The following is a 21,797-nucleotide window of genomic DNA, read 5'->3' on the forward strand; positions in this document are numbered from 1 at the left end:
AAGGCCATGATCCCGCGCTTTCTAACGGTGGCGGCGAGAACGCCGCCGATGCCGTACCGGTTCCTGAAGCTGGCTGAGTCTTATGCGTAATCAGGAAAAATTATGGTGTCGTCCCCTTTCCAGAGCGGCAAAGACTGGTATCGATGCACCTTTCTTCCTGAAAACGGTCTCAAATCCACGCAGTGGATGGGACGGTCGGCAGAAATGCCCTTGATGATGGGGCCTGCTCTACCGTCGATGTCTCATCTATCCAAGCCATCTAGCCAAGACACTTTTCAAGCCACCTAGCCAAGCCTTTCCTCCATCTGAAGGCTCAGTGAGAACAAAGGGGTTTCTGCATGTCATTTTCTAGGTGGTCGCATCGCTGCGCTGCTTGCCTGATCGCCCTGTGGCTTGTGCAGATGCTGCTGTCGGGCACCGTCATGGCACAGGACGCCAGCAGCACGGTCATCGCCAGCCGCGCTGATACCCGCGCCTGGTCGGAACAGCTGTCAGCACTGGGCACTCTGAAAGCCGATGAAAGCGTCACGCTGTCGGCGACCGTGACCGAGATCGTCAGTGAGGTGAGCTTCGAGGATGGACAGAAGGTGGCAGCCGGTGACGTGCTGATCCGTCTCGAAGACGGCGAGGAGCAGGCCCAGCTGCGCGCGGCCGAGGCGCTGCGCGACGAACGGCGCAATGCGTTGTCTCGTGTAAGCCAACTACAAGCCCGCAACCTGGCGCCCAGGGCCAATGTCGAGGATAGCCGGGCGCAGCTTAGGCAGGTTGAGGCACAGATCGACGAGATCGAGGCGCGTCTGGCCGCACATCGGCTGCGCGCCCCCTTTGATGGAGAGATCGGCTTTCGCGATATCAGTGCCGGGAGCCTGGTCACGCCGGGCATGGCACTCCTGACCCTGGATAAGCTCGATGTCGTGAAACTCGATTTCCAGGTACCCGAGAGCCGCATCGCGCTGCTGTCACGGGGGTTACCGCTCACGGCCAAGAGCTCGGCCTACCCCGGCACACGCTTTGAGGGTCAGGTTGCCAGTATCGGCACGCGCATCGAGCCGGTCAGCCGAAGCGTCACGGTTCGCGCCAGGCTGCCCAACGACGAGCGCCGATTGCGCCCCGGCATGCTGATGGAAGTGACGCTCGACGGCGCATCACGCCAGGCGCTGGTGATACCCGAAGCCGCCTTGATACCCGAGGGACGTCGCCAATCGCTGCTGGTGATCGATGAAGCGGAGATGATCGCGCATCAGCGCAATGTGACCATCGGCGCTCGGCGTGCCGGCCGCGTCGAAATTCTCGACGGCTTGCGTGATGGCGACCTAGTGGTGATTCATGGCAGCCAGGCCACTCGCGATGGACAGGCCGTGAAGGTACTGGGCATCGTCGATGACTCAACGACGGTTGCCGACATCCTGCAACGCAGTCGGCCAGCCACGGGCCGTTCGACCATGGCGGATGACGCCTGATGCGCCTGTCCGATATCGCCGTCCAACGCCCGGTACTGGCAACCGTTCTGGCCGCGCTCATTGTGGCCTTCGGCCTGCTGGCCCTTGAACGTCTACCGCTGCAGGAATACCCGGCCATCGACCCGCCCATCGTCAGCGTCGACACGCGCTACCCGGGGGCATCAGCGAGCGTCGTCGAGACTCGTATCACCCAGGTGCTCGAGGATCGGATCTCCGGTATCGAGGGTATCCAGACCATCAGTTCCTCAAGCCAGGATGGCGAATCCGAGATCACGGTCGAGTTCGGCCTCGACCAGGATATCGACGCCGCCGCCAACGACATGCGTGACCGTATCTCGGGGGCCAGAGGCAACCTGCCGGATGAGGCCGAGCCGCCGGAAATCCAGAAGGCCGACAGCAGCTCGGAAGTCGTGGTGTGGTTGAGCCTGTCGGGAGAAGGCTATTCGATGACCGAGCTCACCGACTATGCCAACCGTTACCTGGTCGATCGGCTGTCGGTACAACCCGGCGTCTCGCAGGTCCGCGTCGGCGGCGGGCGCGACTATGCCATGCGCATCTGGCTCGACCGCCATGCCCTGGCCGCCCGCAACCTGAGCGTCGGCGATGTCGAGGATGCCCTGCGTGACGAAAACGTCGAGCTGCCCGGCGGCGCCATTACTTCCAAGGATCGTCAGTTCGTGGTCCGCCTGCCGCGAAGCTTCTCGACTGCCGACGACTTTCAAAGGCTGGTGCTTTCCGAAGGCGCCGATGGCTATCTGGTAAGGCTTGGCGATGTTGCCCGCGTCGAGGTCGGTGCTGTCGAGGAGCGCACCGTCTTTCGCGGCAACGGCGTGCCGATGGTGGGGCTTGGTATGATCAAGCAATCCACCGCCAATGTGCTGGAACTTTCACAGGGCGTGCGCGCCGAGCTGGAGCGCCTACAGAAAACGCTGCCCGAGGGGCTGAGCCTGCGCCTCAACTTCGATGCCTCGGTGTTCGTGTCGGGTGCCATCAGTCAGGTGGTGATGACCCTGTTCATCGCCATGGGCCTGGTGGTCGTGGTGATTTTTCTCTTCCTTGGCAACCTGCGCACGACCCTGATACCCGCGGTCACGGTGCCGGTCGCCGTCATCGGCACCTTCATTGCGCTGGCAGTATTCGGCTTCACCATCAACCTGCTGACGCTGCTGGCCCTGGTGCTGGCCATCGGCCTGATCGTCGATGACGCGATCGTGGTACTCGAGAACATCCATCGCCGCATGCAGCAGTATGGCGAGACACCGCTGGTGGCGGCATTTCGCGGCAGCCGCCAGATTGCCTTCGCGGTGATCGCGACCACCCTGGTGCTGGTGGCCGTCTTCGTGCCGCTGAGCTTTTTGCAGGGTGATATCGGCCGCCTGTTCGGCGAATTTGCGTTGACCCTATCGGCGGCTGTCACCCTCTCGAGCCTATTGGCGCTGACGCTGACACCGATGATGGCATCCAAACTGCTCAGCCCCGGCATGCACGAGAGTCGCCTGGCGCTCGGTGTCCAGCGCCTGCTGGAATTCAGTCAGCGTATCTACCGTGCTGTACTGATCCGCGCCCTCAAGCTGCGTCTGCTGGTCGCCGCGCTTTTTCTGGCGGTGCTTGGCGGCGCCAGCTGGCTCGCGGTGGAACTGCCCAGTGAATACACACCCAAGGAGGATCGCGGCAACTTCTTCCTGGTCGTCAACGGCCCACCCGGAGCCAGCTACGACTACATGCTCGATTACATGAACGAGATCGAAGCCCGACTGTTGCCGCTGATCGAGACCGGCGATGTCGACCGGGTGCTGATCCGGGCGCCCCGGGGCTATGGCAACATCGAGACCTTCAATGATGGCTTCGCCATTGTCGGCCTGACCGACTGGGGCGAGCGTCGCTCTGCCTGGGCGATCATGGATGACGTACGCAGCCGGCTTTCGGGCCTGCCCGGGGTCCGCGCCTTTCCGGTGATGCGCCAGGGGTTCGGTGGCCGCGTCGAGAAACCCGTGCAATTCGTGCTCGGTGGCGGCACCTACGAGGAGCTTTCCGAGTGGCGCGACCGCCTGATCGCGCATATCCGCGCCGACAACCCGCGCCTGACCGGCCTCGATAGCGACTTTGATGAAAACCAGCCTCAGCTTCGGGTGGATATCGACTACCCGCGGGCCGCGGAACTCGGCGTCACCGTAAGCGAGATCGGTCGCACCCTCGAGACGCTGCTCGGCGGTCGTAACGTGACCCGCTACGTGGATGATGGTGAGGAGTACGAGGTGATACTGGAAGGCGAACCCAGCGATACGCGAAGCCCAAGCTCGCTGGATAGCATTCAGGTACGCTCGGCCCGCAGTGGTGAGCTGATTCCGCTGGCAAGCCTGGTGACGCTGACCGACTTCGCCGGTGCCAGCACCCTCAATCGCTTCAACCGCATCCGCGCCATCACCCTTGAAGCCGAGCTCGCCGAAGGCTACCCCCTCGGCGAGGCCCTTTCCTATCTGCAGGCAAGCGTCGATGAGATCCTGCCCGCAGAGGCGCAGACCGACCTCAAGGGCGCCTCGCGCGACTTCAGGCAGGCAAGCGGCGCGACGACCTTCCTTCTGGCCCTCGGTGTACTGGTGGTATTCCTGGTGCTGGCGGCCCAGTTCGAGAGCTTCATACACCCTCTGGTAATCATGTTCACGGTGCCACTGGCGCTGTGCGGTGCCCTGCTGGGGCTCTACGTCACCGGACAGTCGCTTAACCTTTACAGCCAGGTGGGACTTGTCATGCTGATTGGGTTGGCCGCCAAGAATGGCATCCTGATCGTCGAGTTTGCCAACCAGCTGCGCGACCAGGGCAGCGCCTTTCGCGACGCCTTGATCGATGCCTCGGTGACCCGCTTGCGGCCGATCCTGATGACCGCCGTGACCACCATGGCCGGCGCCTTGCCATTGATTCTCTCAACCGGACCGGGCGCTGAGACGCGGATGGTGATCGGCGTCGTGATTCTCAGCGGTGTCGCCGCCGCAACGGTTTTCACCCTGTTGGTGGTGCCGGTCGCCTATGATCTGCTGGCGAGGCGTACCGGCTCCCCCCAGGCGGTCGCCCAGCGTCTGGCCGACGAGATGACGCCCTGATGACAAAGTACCCGGCTTAAAGACCCGGGCGTGACGACTGCTATGCTCAGGGAAGGATACCTCTTTCTCACACATGGCAAGACGATATCGCCACAGCCGATAGGAGTAATGACATGATTGAATTACTGCCCAGCGAAGCCAGCCACGTGGTCGCGCTTCGTGCCAGTGGACGGGTAAGCGCCGATGACCTCCAGGAAGCCATCGACGCCATCGAGGCCCTGAAGAAGACCCATGAGCGCGTCAGCCTCTACGCCGAAATCGATGAAATGCGCTGGATGACGCTGTCGGCCATCATGCGCGACCTGGGTTATGGCCTGACCCAGATCGGCGATCTAGAGCATTATCACCGTGCCGCCCTGGTCACCGACCATGACTGGCTGCGACCGCTGGTGTCTATCGAGAACCAGCTCTTCAAGCCGCTCGAGGTACGCGTCTTCGATACCCACCACAAGGACGAGGCCAAGGAATGGGTACGCCAATTGCCAACGGCACCCGAAAACGCCAGTGCCGACAACGCAGATGCCGGTTAGCGGGCAAGGCTCGTTAGCGATTCGCTAATTAGCGGTTAGCTCGTTTGGGCGCCACTTGTGCAGGCTCGGCTTCCTGGCAAACCGGTCTTAATGGCTCAGCAATCACCCAACCGCTGTGCCTCGATCGTGCTGTGCATCCTTATCGCCCCCATCTGCGTGGTGGTTTCCACGTCCACCCGCCCCTTGGCCCGCTCGCCAAGAAACAGAAGGTTGCCATCGATACTCGCCTCACCTCCGCTGCCCCGACAGATCATTCGGTAATCCATGCGTTGTTGATTGCTGGTCGACTCGACCAGCTCACAGCCCTCCTGTTCCTGAATAAGAGAGCGTTGAGCATCGGCAATATCGGCCTTCGTCAGGCACTCCTGATGGGATTCCGTCTGATCGGGAATCGGCAGGTCGCCCTCGACCTTGGTCACACTATTGAACTCCCACATGCCGGGCACCAGATCCGGCGTACTCTCCTGAGCGAGCAGCATGGCAGGTGACATCAGCAAGACGAGAGCGAGTGGCAAAACAGGTGACATGGCAACGACTCCGACAAGGATAGTCTTTCAAGCGTAGACCAGCGTGCCGGCAGAAGGTCGCTGCGAGTCCCTAATACAGCCGTTTCCTCTAAAGCCACTTCCCTACAAGGCCGCTGAGGTTTACCTGTCAACCGATGAGGGCGATGAGCTATTGGGCTGCGTTGACCCGTCATAAGCGAAAGTAGACAGGCGTTGGTAGCATACCTTGAGGGCGGCCCTGCTATGCTGTCATTCACCCTTCAGTCATCATTTTTCAGGATGCGTCATGAAAAGAGAAACGCTCGCTCTTCACCACGGTTACTCCCCGGATGATCAGAATGCCGTGGCCGTGCCGATCCATCAGACGACCTCATTTGCCTTCGACAACGCCCAGCATGCCGCCGACCTGTTCGACCTGAAGGTCGAGGGCAACATCTACTCACGGATCATGAACCCGACCTGCGCCGTGCTCGAAGAGCGCGTCGCCGCCCTTGAAGGCGGCATCGCAGGGTTGGCAGTGGCCTCGGGCATGGCGGCGATCACCTACGCGATCCAGACCATCGCCGAAGCAGGCGACAATATCGTCTCGATCAGCGAGCTCTACGGCGGTACCTATAACCTCTTCGCCCATACCCTGCCCCGGCAGGGCATCTCCGTGCGCTTCGCCGACAAGGATGATCTCGCCGGCATCGACGCCCTGATCGATGATCATACCAAGGCGGTGTTCTGCGAGAGCGTCGGTAACCCCTCAGGCGGCGTTGTCGACCTGAAGGCACTGGCCGATATCGCCCATCGCCACGGGGTGCCGTTGATCGTCGATAACACCGTGCCCACCCCCTTCCTGTGGCGCCCTATCGAACATGGTGCGGATATCGTCATCCACTCGGCCACCAAGTACATCGGCGGCCATGGCACCACGGTGGGCGGGGTGATCGTGGATTCCGGAAAGTTCCCCTGGGCCGATCATCCCAAGCGTTTCTCGCTCTTGACCGAACCGGACGTGTCCTATCATGGCGTCAGCTATACGCGCGACGTCGGCGATGCGGCCTTCATCGCCCGTGCCCGGGTGGTACCACTGCGCAACATGGGCGCGGCCCTGTCGGCTCAGGCTGCCTGGAACCTGCTGCAGGGCCTCGAGTCGCTATCCCTGCGCATCGAGCGTATCTGCGACAACGCTCTCAAGGTGGCCACCTATCTGGAACAGCATCCCCACGTCACCTGGGTACAGTACGCGGGACTTGAGAGTCACAAGGATCACGGCCTCGCCAAGCGTTATATGGATGGCCGCGCATCCGGCATCCTGAGCTTCGGCATCGAGGGCGGGCGAGAGGCCGGTGCTCGCTTCTACGATGCCCTGCAACTGATCCTGCGCCTGGTCAATATCGGCGATGCCAAGACCTGCTCGTCCATCCCCGCCTCGACGACGCACCGCCAGCTCAACGACGAAGAGCTCAAGGCCGCCGGCGTACGTCCCGACATGGTGCGCCTGTCGATCGGTATCGAACATGTCGACGACATCATCGCCGATCTCGATCAGGCCCTGGCGGCCTCACAGGCCTGACGGTTTCGGGTTTTTCGCCTTGCCTCGCATGCCCTTCATACACATTCGCTTCATATAAAAGCCCCCTCATTGAGGGGGCCGACTCATTCTGACACTGGAAACTCCCGGCACGCTCACGCGAACGGTCATGGTTGGGGCCGACGACGCCTCGGCGCAGGATCGCGGCGACGACGCGCAAGCTTATCCTTCAGCCACACGAACAGGGCCCCGCGGGGCTCATCGACACCCGTCACCACATACCGAAGCGTATAGGGGTTATGGAGTGTCGCCTGGAGCATCGACTCTACCCACTTTATCCCGCAGAAAAGAATCTCGTCACCGACTTCGAGCGGACACGCCTCATGGGGAAGCATGATCGAATGGCCTGCCCGGCGGATCGCGAGTGCCTCGCACGGGAACTTCTCCGGGAACGTCCGCGCATCACGGCACAAGGCGGCAAGCGTGATCTCGCCTTGGTTATGCAGATATTCGGTCACCGCCGGCGCCTCTTCTGGGACCAGCTTGATCGACCACAGGTGCGGGGGACGCTCCCCCAAGACGGCCTTTAGACGGGTCGTCACGGCTCGGGTCTCCACCGGTTCGCGCTCCGCGAGCCAGTCGATCAGCTCCTGAACGAGGGGCGAAATCAAAAGTTTCAGGATCCGACGTGCCGTTGTCAGGCTGTGCTGAAGGATCAGGTCGGCCCGGGCCGCATCGAACGCGAGCTGATTCTCGTGACTGTTCTGGCGCACGATGCGCAATGCATCAGGGTTGAGCGCGTTAACTGACAACAGCGTACTGAGGTTGTCGGCATCGCGATTCGTCGCGACGACGATCCCGGCCGCGTCGTCAATTCCCGCCGTCACCAGGGCCGCATGATCGGCGTGCTGCTGGACAATGAACGTATCTTCCCCAGCCTGGTTAGGCTCCACTTCCGGATCGATAATGCATGTATTAACACCATGGGCCTGAAGGTCGCGATGTATCCAGCGCCCCATTCGCCCATATCCGCACAGGATCCATTTGCCTCGCGGCACCTGTATCGGCTCTCCGAGCTTGACGCCACGTTGCCCTACAATCCACGCATTGAGGTTATGCAGTTCCGGGCGTGCGATCGCCCAGGAAACAAGCTGGGCGAATATCTCGAAGGGGTCGACAACCGTGACATTCTCAAGCGACCGCAGATTGGCCTCGTGGCGGGCAGAGGTCGAACGACAGATAACGGGGAGCTGCGGATTGAGGTGGCGTGCCATCACCGCGATCTTGAGATTGACGTCGTCATCGTTGGTCAACGCAACCAGGGCCCGACATGCGGGGTGTTCCAGACCCGCGGCCAGGAGATGTTTCGGCACACTGGCGTCCGCATGGAGTCCCGGCATCGCGACCCGGTAATCGCGAACCCCCAGGGCCTTGATGCGCTCCGGGTCGGAATCCAGTATCACCGCGCGCATCAGGTGGTCGCTTAGCCCTCGGGCAAGCAGACTGCCGGCATCGCCAAAACCGCAGAGAATGACGAAGGGCTCCACGTTGTGCTTGACCCTGCGGGCGAACCTGAACCCATCCATGGCCCGGATGAAGTAGGGATTCTGCACCAGGCGAATCAGGGAGCCGATCGCATAGAACCAGGCGATGACGCCGGTATAGAGACAAAAGATCGTCCACAGGCGCTGTTCCTCACTGAAGCCGTTCGGCAGTTCACCGAAACCGGTAGTGGTCGCCGTATAGGTGAAGAAATAGAAGGCATGGAAGAGACTCATGCGTGTCGCCTCACCATCGACGACCTGGCCTGGCATCAGCACCATGCCCATGATGCCCAGCGAATACACGAACAGCAGCACGAATAGGGGCCGGCGCATAAAGCGCAGGACAATCATTGCCACGCGGTCGAGATCGGAGGTATATCTCACGCGTTCATCCCTCCCACTGCCTGTACCAGGTTGTGGCTGTCACGCTGAAACAGTCTTCAGCAGGCCAGTTTTCGAGCATGGCCTAGCGCCGCGAGAGCAGCGTGTCGCCGACAAGAATCACTGCCGCGATGATATTCGCGACCAGTGCTCCCCTTGCGATCGAGACGATATCGGCCATGTCGCCGGGCCCCGGCCCGCTCCCGTCACCGGGTTGCGCGACGATCCACACGACGCGCGCCGTGATCAACAGAAGGCCAGCCACCAGGCCGGACGCCAGCAGCAACGCGCCGGTCTGAGAGCGATCCCCCAGTTTCAAACCGATCGCCACCAAGTTGACGATGATAGTGAAGGTGAGAATCCAGACATTATGATGCGCAGGGGTCTCAACACCTCCCGCGACGAACGCGTAATTGAGGCTTAAGGTAAGAATGATAAAAAAGCCGAATACGACACGTTCGAGATTCATGGACCTGCTCCTGACCGAGATGCGACATCAGTATAAGCATCCGTCCCCGTTGACTGCGAACGCCACTGACCTGATGGGTCGACCGATAGCCGGATGACGGCATCCGAGGCGTGCATGGACCTAGTGGGCCTCCGTCTTGTCCTCCATACCTACAAAAAAGCCCCCTCATTGAGGGGGCAAAGGGGCAAAGCATCGGCCAGTCACAAGGCCAGAACCGATCAGTCGCGGCGATCGAAACCGTTATCGAGGAAGGGATAATCGGTGTAACCCTTCTCATCGCCACCATAGAAGGTGTCCGGATTCGGCTCGTTGAGCTCGGCTCCCACACGGAAGCGCTCGACGAGGTCCGGGTTGGCGATGTAGGAACGCCCGATGGCAACCGCATCGGCGATGCCATCGCTAATAATCCGCTCACTGCGCTCGGCGTCGTAGTGGCCGCAGAAGATCAGACTACCGGTAAAACGCGCCCGCATCGCACGACGGAAGTCATCGCTGAATTGGATGTCACCACCGGCCCAATCGGGCTCATTGACGTGTACATACGCCAGGCCACGCTTGGATAGCTGCTCCAGGAGATAGAATGTCATCGCCTCGGACTCATCGTCGGTCAGCCCGAAAATCTCGATGAAGGGCGTCAGGCGAATGCCGGTGAGCTTGGGGCCAAACACCTCGGCGACCGCATCGACCACTTCCAATGGGAAACGCGCACGGTTTTCAAGCGAACCACCGTACTGGTCGGTACGCTGGTTGGTACCAGTGGCCAGGAACTGGTTGAGCAGGTAGGCGTTGGCGGCATGCACCTCGATCATGTCGAAGCCCGCCCGCTTGGCGCGGATGGCCGCCTGACGGTAGTCTTCGACGATGCCGGGGATCTCGTCGGTTTCCAGCGCCCGCGGGGTGCTGGTCTCGTGCCGACCGGCCGTGCCGTCCTCGAACTCAACGAAGCATTGAGCACCCTCGCCCTTAAGCGCGCTGGGCGCCACCGGTGTCTGGCCGTCCGGCTGCACCATCTCGTGAGAGACGCGGCCAACGTGCCACAACTGTAGCGCCATGCGCCCACCCTTGGCATGCACGGCGTCCACGACGCCCTTCCAGCCGGCTTCCTGTTCGTCAGTCCAGATACCCGGTGTATAAACGTAGCCCCGAGCCGTCGGCGAGATATTGGTCGCTTCACTGACAATCAGTCCCGCGCCAGCGCGTTGGCCATAGTAGGCCTCCTGCAACTTGCCCGGCACGCTGTCAGGCGTGCGGGCACGGGTCAACGGCGCCATTAGAATACGGTTGGGCAGCGTCAAGCTACCCAAGCGGGTCGGTATCAGTAAGGTTTCGTGCGCCATTCGGCAACTCCCGTTTCAATAGTTTCAAGGCTTGATACAGCGCGTCTGGACTGATTGCCTGATGTGATTAGACCAGTTTACTAGTAACGTCGAAGAGCTGACCACACCACACTAATAATTAGTGCCATAATTAAAACTCATGGCAGCTCAGCGATATCTGCGTGACGATACTCAGTACAAAAAGCAGCAACCCTAGGAGGACAGATGGAACTGAGGTTCGACGATCCACAAGAGCAACAGCGCTGGTATCCCGTGGATGACGACGTAATGGGCGGCGTATCCCAGAGCGCCTTCAGCGTTTCTCACGGCGAGGGCCGCTTTCATGGTGATATCTCGCTTGAGAACGGCGGCGGCTTTGCGTCTGTGCGCCGCGCCCCCGATGCCTTCGAGCCAAGTTTCGCCCTGGCCAAATCAGTGGCCATCACGGTACGCGGCGATGGACGCCCCTATCAGCTTCGCCTGAAAAGTACAGCGCTTGGCGATTCGAGCGCTTACCGCGTGACCTTCACCCCGCGTGAAGATGCCTGGGAGACATTCAGCTTTACCTGGGATGCGTTTGAAGCGGTTAGACGCGGCACCGTACTCAATGACGCCCCACCGCTGATACCTGCTGACATTCACCAAATCGGCTTCCTGATTGCCGACCGCACCGCCGGGGCCTTTTGCCTGCACGTGGAGAAAGTGGTCATCAATTTTGATGAAGAATGAGAAAGGCGTTCAAAACCCACCTTGAGATGCTTGAAGCGTGTCGCCATCATTCCTCAAAGCTATAGTCACTCGTCAGTGAAAGCATCCGAGAGGCATGAGCCTTTCCTGCGACGAGGCTCAGTGCTGCCGCTGATGTTAAGTCGATTATAGATTGTTGCCGGAAGAGTTCATGGATACGATCACTGGATATAACGTTTATTCTTTGCATTGGTATCCATGAACAACTTCGTTGACTTACGTAGACACGCTGGTGCCCATGTCTAACAACACTGGCCCCTTTTCAGCCGAATATGAAAAGCAGCGTTTACAAGCGCTGGCCAGCTAAGTGCCCGATAAGCCGCGCAGTGGCCGCACGCCGGTCTTGGATGAGGATGACCACCAGCGATTGCAGGAACTGATGGCCGAACAGCCTCATCAGATCCGATCCTTGCAGGCTCGCTTTCAAGAAGAGACCGGCAAGACGGTCAGCACGGTGACCCTTCGCCGGGCGTTGAAAAAAATGACCTCAGCTTCAAGCGCATTCGGCACTCACTCAAGGCGCGGCGTGACAAAACGGGTTGCCGCGGTGGGAGCGTTCTTTGGCGTGCCAAGCGAAATAACGCATCAAGTGCTCTACGCAAATGGGCGCCATTCTCGAAGGCCTTTCCGCTGTGTGGGCTAGGCGTCATGGATTCGATTGCGTCCACTCTGCTTGGCCTGATACATCGCTTGGTCGGCGCGACCAATCAGTGTTTTGGCCGAGTCCTCTGGTTGGCAGGCGGAGACGCCAATGCTTACCGTCACCGTGCCGACCTGCTCGAAGGATGTCGTGGCGATTTGCTGTCGCAGGCGCTCGGCCAGCTCCCTGGCACCACTCGTCGTTGTGCCGGTCGCCAGCACGATGAACTCTTCGCCACCCCATCGACCCAGTCGATCGGTTTCCCGCAGGTTGGCGTCCACCACGGATACCACTGTCTTCAGCACCCTGTCGCCGGCCTCGTGGCCATATTCGTCGTTAATGGCCTTGAAGTGATCCACGTCGAACAGCAGCAGAGCGCAGTCGCGCTGGTAGCGGTGCGTAGCGGTGACCTCGGCCTCGATAGCCTGCTCGATGCGATAGCGGTTCCACACCCCGGTGAGACTGTCATGCGTGGCGAGGCGCTCCAGATGGTCGTTGAGCAAGTGAATCTCGTGGTTGGCGATAAGAACGGCGAGGTGCTCGGCCAGTTCTTCGGCGGCACGCCGTTCCTTGCGGGGCCAGATCCGGCTACGGCCGAACACTACCTCCTGCCAGACGGCGAAGGAGTTGCGTGGTGACAGAATTTTCCGCTCTCCATGCCATTCGATACGCTTTCCCGGTAACCCCGCCCAGCGAAGTGTCTCGACCTCCTCATTCCGGAACAGTAGAAGCCAGCTCGGCTTTTCGGCATCGAGGGGCAGGGGAATGGCCAGCAGGCCGCAACTCTTTCCCCGCCATGGGGCAAGTGGCGTCTCCTTCAGGCAGTCACTGGACCACGTGCCGGTATCGCCTGGCTGGTCGCCGAGCCAGGCGATCAGAGGGGTGAGATCGGCGACCTCGGGGGCCGAACCCCGCTTGCCTAGGCGTTCCCGATGGAAGAGCGCCACACCGTCGGCACGAAACAGCGCGAGCCATTCGTCGCCGCGTTGGCCGAGGATGACCTCGGGATCAACCCAGCGCTCATGCTTCGTATGCAGCAATTCTCGACCGAGCCGCACTTGCCTGAGCAACTCGGTCTCTGCTTTTTGGTGCAGCAGCCTCAGCCGGGGAATGGTGGTCATCACCATGTGGTGCACCGTTTGGCGCACGCCCGGCGACAGCCGGTAAGACGTCGACAGGGCATGACAGCTTAGTAGGTCGCTCAGCTGCCCCTTCTCATCGTGCAGGGCCACCGAAAGCGTAGAGGCGACGCCCATGTTGGCGAGATACCTCTGGTGGATCGGTGATACAGCCCTCAGCACGCCCAGTGTCAGGTCGAGTGGCGTCTCGTCCACGGGATCCACGGCAGGCTCCAGAGGGACCGGTCTGGCGGTGGCATCGGGTATGCTGCGCACGCGATTGACGTCGTAGAGTCGGCGTACCTGAGGCGGGATGTCGCTTGCCGGAAAGTGGTGCCCGAGAAAACTGCCGATACCCTCATCCCGGCTTTCGGTACTCACACTGCCGTTCCAGCGTTCGTCGAAGTGATAGATCAGGACACGATCGAAACCGCAAAGCCGGCGCACCTCGTGGACCAGCCGTGTCAGCAGGTCGCCGGTGGATGTGGCCTCTTCCGCGATGGCGAGCCAACGATCGAGTGTACCGATGCGGAAGCGTTCGTCCTGCTCCGAGAACGGCTCCATTTCGATCACCACGCGGGACCCACTGCGGTAGGGGGTCACCTGGAAGCGTTGCGCCTCATCGCCCATCCAGGCGGTCAGATCGCCCGCCATCGGCCCTTTTTCCTCCAGTTTCTGAGCGATGCGTGCGAGAAGCGACGTCCCCAGCACTTGCTCGGGAGGCTTGTTCAGCGCTTGCTCAGGGGCGATGCCCAGCATCGACTCGAGATTGCCACTGACCTGGCGAATCTCGCTCAGATCCGCAGCCAGGCTGATCAAACAGCCCGACGGCTGGATGGCGCCGGGAATATGGACCGGCTCCTCGGCACAGCCAGCCAGGGCGTCAGCAAACTCCGGATCATCGAGGGAGGCGGAACAGGGCGGTTGTACCATTGGTCGTGGTCTCGTGTCTGTGTGGGGGCTGGTGTATTTTGTCTAAATTAGTTCACCCATGCCGGATAGGTAATCGGCCACCACCAGATCCCGATAATAGGCCATGGTGATAACACGCTGCACAATGGCGGCATTACTTCGTTTAACCTATGAATCCAGGATCTAACCTGCCAGCTCCCAAGAAAAACCAGATCAAAACTCGGGTGTCCGAGCAAGGAACGGCTCCAATTTCTCCATCGACATGGGCTTTGCCAGCAGGTACCCCTGGAAGATGTCGCAGCCGGAGTCGGCGAGATACTGCAGCTGGTCTTCCGTTTCCACCCCTTCGGTCACTACCTCAAGGCCCATTTGATGCGCCATGGAGAGAATCCCCAGCACGATGGCCCGATCGCTTTCATCTACGGCTATATCCCGGATAAAGCTGCGATCGATTTTGACTTTCGTGACGGGCAGCTGCTTCAGGTAGCTGAGGCTGGAGAAGCCAGTGCCAAAGTCATCGATGGCCACCCCAACACCTAAATGCCGCAAGGCCTCCAACACCGAGATGGCAACCTCTTGGTCCTCCATCAGCACACCTTCCGTGACCTCCACTTCGAGCCATTCCGCCGGTATGTCGCTTTCTCGGAGTTGTTGCTCAAGATTGCTGAGGAAGTTTGGGCGCTGGAACTGCATGGGCGATAGATTAATCGCCACACGGCAGTCCTGATCCCCAAGCTTGCGCAAGGCCGGCAAGTCACGGCAGACCTGTGCCAGCACCCACTCGCTGATCGGGACGATCTGGCCAGTTATTTCCGCAACCGGAATAAAGGTTCCCGGGGAGATTAGCCCCTTGCTCGGATGATGCCATCGGATCAGTGCTTCGAAGCCCTTCACATCACCGTCATAACTCATCAAAGGTTGGTAATGTAGCGAGAATTGCTCGAGCTCGATCGCTTCCTGAATATCCTTGCGCAACTCGACTCGCCCGGGGGCAACCTCACCGGACTGATGGTGATACCACTGCGCCGTGTTTCCTCCCTGCTTCTTGGCCGCATACATGGCACTGTCGGCTCGAAGAATCAGCTGCTCCGGGTGCTGCATAAGCACCTCACGGCTTGAGGCCATACCGATGCTGGCAGAGAGTCGGAAGGCATGGTCTTCGACGTGATAGGGGCGCGTGATGGCGGCTAGCAGCCTATCGGCAATCGACTGCACTTGCCGCTCATGCTCGAGGTTGGTGAGTAGCACCAGAAATTCGTCACCGCCAAACCGCCCCAGAGTATCCCCGGGGCGCAGCGCACCATTTAGGCGATCGGCAACGGCTACGAGCAAGCGGTCCCCCATGGCATGCCCGAAGGTGTCATTGATCGGCTTAAAGTCATCAAGATCGATGAACAGCACGACGACAAGCCTATTTTCCTGACGCGCAAGACCGGCTTCGTGCTGCAGGCGCTCTTCGAACACCGCGCGGTTATACGCATCAGTCAGGCCATCATGGCTGGCCTGGTGGGCTAGCGCCGCGTCATCTGCGATGCGTTTCGACACATCGTTAATCACGCCGATATGGTGTGTCACCACACCATGGTCATCACGCACCGGTGAAATGTGCAGATCATTCCAGAACCGCTCGCCATTCCTGCCGTAATTGCAGAGCGTCACTTGCACGTCCTGCTCAGCTGCTAGCGCCCGACGAACTTTTTCGATGGCCTCGGGGTCAGTGTCGGGCCCTTGCAGGAAGCGGCAATTGCGGCCCTTGATCTCATCATTGGTGTAACCGGTAATATTGCTGAACGCATGGTTTGCAAAGATGATCGGCATGTCCGGCAGGGTCGCATCAACAATCACCACACCATTGATACTGGCCTCCAGGCTACGTTCTAAAATGCGCAGTTGGGTTTCATCCCGCTTGCGTGCAGTAATGTCTTTGGCAATGCCGAACACCCCGTTGACGTGATCGCCTGTCATCATGGGGATGGCGGTGATATCCAGCACATGCCGCACACCGTGCGCGTCCCGGTTCTGAAGTTCATAGCGCAAGGCATGGCCACTACGTGCACTCTCGAAAAGGGCTTGCCCCTGAGGAACGTCGGCACTTTCGACGAAGTGCGCAAAATGTTTACCCAGCATCTCGCTAGCTGGAAGCCCTGTTATCCTGGTGGTCTGCGGATTAAGACTCAGAAATTTACCGTCCAGATCCACCGAGAAAACCGCATCGGGATGGTGAGTAAAGAGTGAGCGATAACGGTTTTCGCTATCAATCAGAGCCTGTCGGTCTCGAAACCGCTCAATCGCCAGCACGATGAGGCCTACGGCTTTAAAGGCCAACTGGCGCTCCTCGTCCCCAGGTGTACCGGGCTCAGATTGATATAGCGCCAGAGTGCCCAGTACTTGACCACTTGATGCCAACAAGGGAAATGACCAGCACGAAGCGAGATCGTGGTGTCGCGCCAATTCTTGATACCCCTTCCAGCGCGGATCGGTAGACAGGTCTTCGCAGACGACTAACTCTTGCGAATAAGCCGCACTACCGCAGGCACCAATACCTGAACCGATTTCAAGACCGACTAGCGCTTTTAGATAATCATCCGGCAGGCTGGGACCAATCACTTCATCGAACTGTGTCTGGGCCTCGTCACATAGCATAACGGAACAAAAGGCCCCAGGGAGTTGCTGCTCTAGCATTCGGCAAACGGCTTCCAGAGACTTCTCAATAGAACTCTCTCTTGCGATCTGTGACTGAGCCCGATACTGCAACTGGAGTCGCTGATTGGTTTGGTCCAGTTGCTTAGCCCGCCCTTGACTCAACCTCATGACGCCAAAACTGAAGGCCAACAAGTAACTCAGGAAAAGGCTGCCTGCACCAACGCCCGTCGATAGAAGAGCAGAACCGGACCAGGGAGCAGGAGGGCCTCCAAATAGAACGATACTTAAAGGGTTGGCACCGGAAAAATCGACTTGCCTTGAGGCAAGCGGTTTAAGGGCTTGAGCGCCTCCCGAATGATCATGTGAGGCGGATGCCACTTCCAACACTGTCGCGCCACCTTGCTCCAGATGCATGGCATACCCGCCGAGCTCAAGATGCAGCTGCTCCACCAAAAGCTCTTCAACATCCACGAAGCCAATCAAACGACCTGAATTCGAGCCAGGGATCAGGGTCACTATCAAAGCGTTCAATGGCGCTTCAGGGTCAAGGAATCGCCATTGAGGTGAACTGCCCTCCGACGCCAACCTTGTCTTGGCAGCATTGTCTTCCAGCCATACCTGCATCTGTGATTGAGTCTGTCCGTCTTGAGAGCGATGCCAGAACTTGTTCTCCAAGTCACTGATGAAGGCGATGCCTTTCAGGGCCGGGTGGTCGCGCAGATAGCTGTCTATTTCCTTTTTCCTCAGCAACAGCGTTGGCATACCCCCCATGGCTCTCCAACGCTCAGCCATGCGTTGCATCGCTTGCTCGTGTCGACTGATGACCGATTCACTGGTCAGTTCGACTACATCAGCTACATGCTCAGCCTGTTCCGCTTCAGCTCGATGTTGCTGCCAACCGACCAGCAGGAAGCCGAGCACACTCAAGGTGACTCCGATGACCGCAACATCACGGTGCCGGCGGCTAATTGCCAAAGGTAAACTTCGCCAGCGATCGGCCAAATAGTGCATAGCAAGGCCAAAGAACAGTAAGAAGCTACTGGCCAGAGAGGCGCCGGTTCTCTGCAACTCACCCAAAACGCCATGTTGCTCCGGCATCCAGTCCAAAAGGAGGCTCGACAGCCCAACCAAGAAGACCCCGTTACCCATGAGTCTGAAGAGCGTGCGCCGGGCCACCCCTTCAATGCCAAACCCCAAACTAATGGCGATCAACAGAAACATAAGAGCCGGAACACTGCTTTGCATGACGCTTTCAGCGTCGACTCGTGGCGCTATCAAGCCTTGCGATTCTGCCAGCATGTATAAAGCAAAACCCGCCAACAGCACCGAAATACCCACGCGCCATATCAGGTTCTTATGGATCAGGGCCAATAATCCGAGACCGGCCAACAAACCGGAAAACGCACAGCAAAGGGTTGCGCTCAAACCAACAGGCAGGTGCAACTGCAGCCCAAATAGGCTGAAAAGACTGCCGAACACACCCATCGCAATGGTGCCAGCCAGCAAGACGACCAAGTATGTATCCCCTGCGAGACGCTGGTGCTTGAGGGTCGTATCGATCATCACGGAAGCCTTTTCTGAAATGCAGCTTAAAACTGCCAACTAATTTACTACTCTCTCCACCCAGACACCTAAGTAAAAAAAGGGAGAAGGCCTAGACGTTTGTAGTACACCTTGGTGAGGTAATCTCAGGATGTCCTTGACGAAAAAGAAAAAAGAACAACAAGCTGCGATCTTCTGAAGGAGGCACAGCCATGGAGTCTGGCAGCAGGATGCCGACATGCAAGCGGATAACCGGACCTTGAAAGCCGGTCTGTAACGCGTATCGAAAAATAGGTACTTACAAAAAAAGTCATGTCCCCATTACGTGCTGAACTGTTGGTAGAGACCTCGTGAGGTATCTGCTCATGGAGGCCCACGCCTTCCAGCCCTGGCTGGGTCAGCTGACCCCACTCAACACCCGGCAAAAGAACCTTCTTCGGTGTCGGCTTAAAAAGCGACCCCAGCAGGACGTACTCCACAATACCGAACCGGCGCTCAAGGCCTGCCCGCACTGTGCGGCCGATGCCCCGCCGTTAACCCCGAGGGGCTGAAATCGCGGGTTGCGCCGCTATCCGGTGCCGCCAGGAGGCACAGGAGTGGACCAGACGCCGGTCATGGTCGTGCGCGACCGAGCGGGCCATACGACCGGTTTCCAGCTGGAAAAGCTCGACGCCCTGCATATGCAGGAGGTGCTCCAGCCATTGGTCGATCGCGAGCCCGTGTTGTGTACGGACGGGGCCAGTGTGTAAGCGGCATTTGCCAGACACTGTGGCATCACCCATCAGGTGGTGAATGGCAAGCTCGGACAGCGAGTCAAGGGGGGCTTTCATATCCAGAACCTTTATGCCTAACAAAGCCGGTTGAAGCAGTGGATGGGCCGTGTTCATGGCGTTGCCACCAAGTATCTCGGCTGGCGGCGCCTACTGGAACGCTATGCAACGACGATAAACGCGCACATCCGTTGGATGCTGAAAGTCCGAACAGCTGCAATGACTGAATTAGCAGATGAATGACCAAGAGGGGGATGAGGCTGCAGGGAGATGAGGGAAGATAGCGCAGAAAGGAAAACAGTCCACATACATCCTGTGAAGGCCAGTAAAAGCCAGACACAAAGTATGGGCCATGATTGGCCAGAAAAAGAAAAAGCCGCTGAAATCAGCGGCTTTCTCGATATTCGTGGCGGAGGGGGAGGGATTCGAACCCTCGAAGCCTTTCGACTTACACACTTTCCAGGCGTGCTCCTTCGACCACTCGGACACCCCTCCGCAATTTTTAGCTCTGCCGTGGGGCTACGCCTTCCGCGTCAGAACGGCGCATACTGTATCGAGATCGGGTGGTGATTGCAAGCCGGGGCCGAAATTTTTCCAATCTCTTCAGGGCAATACCGCATAGTCGCCGTGTGCGGAGAGACAAAGAGTCTCACCACAATAGAGCTCTTGAAGCAGTACGATGCGCCCCTTGCCACGGCTTGTCAGGCGTTCAGCCAGGGCCGCTGGCCCTGCCGGGTCTTCTGGGCGGCACACCAGGCGGTAATCGCCGGTCACCGGCGCCTGGAAGCGCTGGGTGGCCTCGGCGACCACGACATCCTGATCACGGCCTTGTGCACGCAGCCACAGGGTGGCCCAGCACCAGCCGATCAGGGTGACCTGGGCGGCAAGCGATCCGCCAAAGCCGGTGCCCTTGTCGTTGAGATTGGGGGCAAGCGACAGCGACCATACCAGCGCCTCGTTCTCCCAGTGCATGTCCGTGATACCCAACTGCGGGACCAGCGGAATGGCGGCCTCTAGCCAGTGGCGGAAATCACTCAGGTTGTCGCCCTGCCCCGCCGCAGGCAGCGCCAAGCGCGGATGCGGCACACCGGCCTGGCGCATGCTTCAGCTCCAGCGCTCGACGAAGTCAGCGGGGTCCCGGGCTGGCACCGGCTTGTGACGCCCGCCCATCTGTCCCAGGTAGAGGAAGGCGACGAGCTCGTCGTCCTCGTCAAGGCCAAGCCCCTTCTTGACGGTCGGGTCGAAGGCATAGTGACCGGTACGCCACATGGCGCCAAGCCCCAGGGCCTGAGCCGCCAACAGCATGCCATGGGCGGCACAACCGGCAGAAAGCGACTGTTCGAGCGGTGGCACCTTGGGCAGGTCCGGGGTGATCTTGGCGACCACGGCGATGATCATCGGCGCCCGCAACGGTTTCTTGCGCGCGGCGTTCAGGGCGGCATCGTCGATATGCGGGTTATTGTGGAACTCCGCCTCGGCAAACACCTCACCAAGCCGAGTAAGGCCTTCCCCCGAGAACTCGATGAAATGCCAGGGGGTCAGCTCCTTGTGATCAGGAGCACGCAGGGCGGCGCGGTAGATAGCATCCATCTGATCGGCGTCGGGCGCCGGGCCGCGCAATTTGCCCATGGAGCTGCGTTCATGCAGCAGCGTCATCGCATCCATCCGGTTCTCCTTACAGCAATGGGGTGGCAGGCAGCGCCACGCGTGTTGCGTCGCACCCTGCCCGCTTACATGCATATAGCCTGACTGTACGCTAGGTGACTATTGTCGCGCCAGACGCAGCGGCTCGGGCGGCCGCTCGCCCGGTGTTGCCCGCCAGGGGCTGATATCCAGACCGCCGCGACGCACGTAACGGGCAAGCACCAGCAACCGCTCGGGACAAGCACGCGCCATCAGGTCGGTGAAGATATGCTCGACGCAGTGCTCGTGGAAATCCTGATGCTGACGATAGGAGACCAGATATTTCAAGAGCCCCTCGCGATCGAGCCGCGGGCCGCGATAGCGAATCAGCACGCTGCCCCAGTCGGGCTGGCCGGTGACAGGGCAATTGGACTTGAGCAGGTGCGAGTGCAGGGTCTCCTCGACGATCTCCTCGCCCACCGTGAGCAGCGCCGGGTCAGGCGTATAGGCATCGATGTCGACGTCGAGTTCGTCGATGCAGTCGCCAGGCAGGCGCTGCGTGGCCAGGGCCTGGTCGTCGACGCCGAACAGCTCAACCGAGACCGGCGCCCCGGCAGCGGTGGCGAGATCCTGCTCGAGAGTGGCGATCACCTCCTCGCGGGAGGCACAACGCGTCTGATTGTAGCTGTTCAGGTACAACTTCCAGGACTTCGACTCGATCAGGTTCGGCGAGTCGGCGGGCAGACGAAAGCGCGCCACGGCGACCACCGGCTTGCCGCGGGGCGTGAGCCAGGAGACCTCGAAGGCGTGCCACTCGTCTTCACCGACAAATGGCAGGGCGCCGTCGCTGATGCCCAGCGGCGCACGGTTAGCGGCCCGAGCGATCGGGTACAGCAAGGCCGGGTCATAGCGATCCGGATAGGCGGACTCGCGCCCCAGCGGGGCCTTTGCAAGCGTCTCGGGGCGATCATGCGTCATG

The 21,797-nt window shown here is 59.9% G+C and carries 14 protein-coding genes, 1 tRNA gene and 2 pseudogenes; 7 read left to right on the forward strand and 10 right to left on the reverse strand.

Annotated elements, in window-relative coordinates:
• Positions 1 to 338 precede the first annotated feature (338 nt).
• From HF027_RS08660 to HF027_RS08670, 3 genes are all read left to right on the forward strand, one after another.
• The gene (locus HF027_RS08660) at positions 339 to 1,460 is read left to right on the forward strand and encodes an efflux RND transporter periplasmic adaptor subunit (protein ID WP_168014789.1); all 1,122 of its coding nucleotides are present in this window, start codon (positions 339 to 341) and stop codon (positions 1,458 to 1,460) included.
• Positions 1,460 to 4,558 (forward strand): efflux RND transporter permease subunit, encoded by a 3,099-nt coding sequence (locus HF027_RS08665; RefSeq protein WP_168014791.1) that lies wholly within the window; start codon positions 1,460 to 1,462, stop codon positions 4,556 to 4,558. The genes HF027_RS08660 and HF027_RS08665 overlap by 1 nt, the downstream gene beginning before the upstream one ends.
• 113 nt (positions 4,559 to 4,671) lie before the next feature.
• Positions 4,672 to 5,088, forward strand: a complete 417-nt coding sequence (locus HF027_RS08670; RefSeq protein ID WP_168014793.1) for a SpoIIAA family protein — start codon at positions 4,672 to 4,674, stop codon at positions 5,086 to 5,088.
• 95 nt (positions 5,089 to 5,183) lie between these two features.
• Here HF027_RS08670 and HF027_RS08675 read toward each other — a convergent pair whose 3' ends face one another.
• Positions 5,184 to 5,615 (reverse strand): DUF3617 domain-containing protein, encoded by a 432-nt coding sequence (locus tag HF027_RS08675; protein WP_168014795.1) that lies wholly within the window; start codon positions 5,613 to 5,615, stop codon positions 5,184 to 5,186.
• Between the two features lie 265 nt (positions 5,616 to 5,880).
• Here HF027_RS08675 and HF027_RS08680 point away from each other — a divergent pair, with 265 nt between their 5' ends.
• The gene (locus HF027_RS08680) at positions 5,881 to 7,155 is read left to right on the forward strand and encodes an O-acetylhomoserine aminocarboxypropyltransferase/cysteine synthase family protein (protein ID WP_168014797.1); all 1,275 of its coding nucleotides are present in this window, start codon (positions 5,881 to 5,883) and stop codon (positions 7,153 to 7,155) included.
• Between the two features lie 125 nt (positions 7,156 to 7,280).
• On the opposite strand, the gene HF027_RS08685 is transcribed toward HF027_RS08680, so the two are convergent.
• The 3 genes from HF027_RS08685 to HF027_RS08695 all read right to left on the reverse strand — a co-directional run bounded on the left by HF027_RS08685 (position 7,281) and on the right by HF027_RS08695 (position 10,844).
• Positions 7,281 to 9,041, reverse strand: coding sequence for a potassium channel family protein (locus tag HF027_RS08685; RefSeq protein WP_168014799.1), 1,761 nt, complete (start codon positions 9,039 to 9,041; stop codon positions 7,281 to 7,283).
• Positions 9,042 to 9,123: 82 nt separating this feature from the next.
• Complete coding sequence (locus tag HF027_RS08690) at positions 9,124 to 9,507, reverse strand: DUF6394 family protein (protein ID WP_168014801.1); 384 nt, start codon at positions 9,505 to 9,507, stop codon at positions 9,124 to 9,126.
• A gap of 218 nt (positions 9,508 to 9,725) precedes the next feature.
• Positions 9,726 to 10,844: an alkene reductase gene (locus HF027_RS08695; RefSeq protein WP_168014803.1), complete on the reverse strand. Its 1,119-nt coding sequence runs from the start codon at positions 10,842 to 10,844 to the stop codon at positions 9,726 to 9,728.
• Positions 10,845 to 11,048: 204 nt separating this feature from the next.
• Between HF027_RS08695 and HF027_RS08700 the strand changes: the two genes are divergently transcribed.
• Both HF027_RS08700 and HF027_RS08705 read left to right on the forward strand, forming a co-directional pair.
• Positions 11,049 to 11,552: a CIA30 family protein gene (locus HF027_RS08700; RefSeq protein WP_168014805.1), complete on the forward strand. Its 504-nt coding sequence runs from the start codon at positions 11,049 to 11,051 to the stop codon at positions 11,550 to 11,552.
• Between the two features lie 331 nt (positions 11,553 to 11,883).
• A pseudogene (locus HF027_RS08705) lies at positions 11,884 to 12,140 on the forward strand (IS630-like element ISHsp2 family transposase); the annotation flags it as partial.
• A 69-nt stretch (positions 12,141 to 12,209) separates the two neighbouring features.
• Here HF027_RS08705 and HF027_RS08710 read toward each other — a convergent pair.
• Together HF027_RS08710 and HF027_RS08715 are read right to left on the reverse strand one after the other, a co-directional pair.
• Positions 12,210 to 14,261, reverse strand: coding sequence for a sensor domain-containing diguanylate cyclase (locus HF027_RS08710; protein WP_168014807.1), 2,052 nt, complete (start codon positions 14,259 to 14,261; stop codon positions 12,210 to 12,212).
• Between the two features lie 192 nt (positions 14,262 to 14,453).
• Positions 14,454 to 18,446, reverse strand: a complete 3,993-nt coding sequence (locus HF027_RS08715) for a bifunctional diguanylate cyclase/phosphodiesterase (RefSeq protein WP_168014809.1) — start codon at positions 18,444 to 18,446, stop codon at positions 14,454 to 14,456.
• Between the two features lie 566 nt (positions 18,447 to 19,012).
• Here HF027_RS08715 and HF027_RS15605 point away from each other — a divergent pair.
• A pseudogene (locus HF027_RS15605) lies at positions 19,013 to 19,438 on the forward strand (IS1595 family transposase); the annotation flags it as partial.
• A gap of 164 nt (positions 19,439 to 19,602) precedes the next feature.
• Here HF027_RS15605 and HF027_RS08725 read toward each other — a convergent pair.
• The 4 genes from HF027_RS08725 to queF all read right to left on the reverse strand — a co-directional run bounded on the left by HF027_RS08725 (position 19,603) and on the right by queF (position 21,796).
• Positions 19,603 to 19,690: transfer RNA gene (locus HF027_RS08725), tRNA-Ser, on the reverse strand.
• Positions 19,691 to 19,798: 108 nt separating this feature from the next.
• Entirely contained in the window at positions 19,799 to 20,296 is a 498-nt protein-coding gene (locus HF027_RS08730; RefSeq protein WP_168014813.1) for a YiiD C-terminal domain-containing protein, read from the reverse strand.
• A gap of 3 nt (positions 20,297 to 20,299) precedes the next feature.
• On the reverse strand, positions 20,300 to 20,860 hold the full coding sequence (locus HF027_RS08735) for a nitroreductase family protein (RefSeq protein WP_168014815.1): 561 nt from the start codon (positions 20,858 to 20,860) through the stop codon (positions 20,300 to 20,302).
• A gap of 99 nt (positions 20,861 to 20,959) precedes the next feature.
• Entirely contained in the window at positions 20,960 to 21,796 is an 837-nt protein-coding gene (gene queF / locus HF027_RS08740; RefSeq protein WP_168014817.1) for an NADPH-dependent 7-cyano-7-deazaguanine reductase QueF, read from the reverse strand.
• Between the last annotated feature and the right edge of the window lies 1 nt (position 21,797).

This window comes from Halomonas salinarum (assembly GCF_012062845.1).
Classification (GTDB): domain Bacteria; phylum Pseudomonadota; class Gammaproteobacteria; order Pseudomonadales; family Halomonadaceae; genus Onishia; species Onishia salinarum.

Coding starts and splice junctions, on each gene's coding strand:
- HF027_RS08690 (WP_168014801.1), bottom strand. CDS start 9,507: ATGAATCTCGAACGTGTCGTATTCGGCTTTTTTATCATTCTTACCTTA.
- HF027_RS08700 (WP_168014805.1), top strand. CDS start 11,049: ATGGAACTGAGGTTCGACGATCCACAAGAGCAACAGCGCTGGTATCCC.
- HF027_RS08660 (WP_168014789.1), top strand. CDS start 339: ATGTCATTTTCTAGGTGGTCGCATCGCTGCGCTGCTTGCCTGATCGCC.
- HF027_RS08665 (WP_168014791.1), top strand. CDS start 1,460: ATGCGCCTGTCCGATATCGCCGTCCAACGCCCGGTACTGGCAACCGTT.
- queF (WP_168014817.1), bottom strand. CDS start 21,796: ATGACGCATGATCGCCCCGAGACGCTTGCAAAGGCCCCGCTGGGGCGC.
- HF027_RS08710 (WP_168014807.1), bottom strand. CDS start 14,261: ATGGTACAACCGCCCTGTTCCGCCTCCCTCGATGATCCGGAGTTTGCT.
- HF027_RS08675 (WP_168014795.1), bottom strand. CDS start 5,615: ATGTCACCTGTTTTGCCACTCGCTCTCGTCTTGCTGATGTCACCTGCC.
- HF027_RS08670 (WP_168014793.1), top strand. CDS start 4,672: ATGATTGAATTACTGCCCAGCGAAGCCAGCCACGTGGTCGCGCTTCGT.
- HF027_RS08730 (WP_168014813.1), bottom strand. CDS start 20,296: ATGCGCCAGGCCGGTGTGCCGCATCCGCGCTTGGCGCTGCCTGCGGCG.
- HF027_RS08680 (WP_168014797.1), top strand. CDS start 5,881: ATGAAAAGAGAAACGCTCGCTCTTCACCACGGTTACTCCCCGGATGAT.
- HF027_RS08715 (WP_168014809.1), bottom strand. CDS start 18,446: ATGATCGATACGACCCTCAAGCACCAGCGTCTCGCAGGGGATACATAC.
- HF027_RS08695 (WP_168014803.1), bottom strand. CDS start 10,844: ATGGCGCACGAAACCTTACTGATACCGACCCGCTTGGGTAGCTTGACG.
- HF027_RS08735 (WP_168014815.1), bottom strand. CDS start 20,860: ATGGATGCGATGACGCTGCTGCATGAACGCAGCTCCATGGGCAAATTG.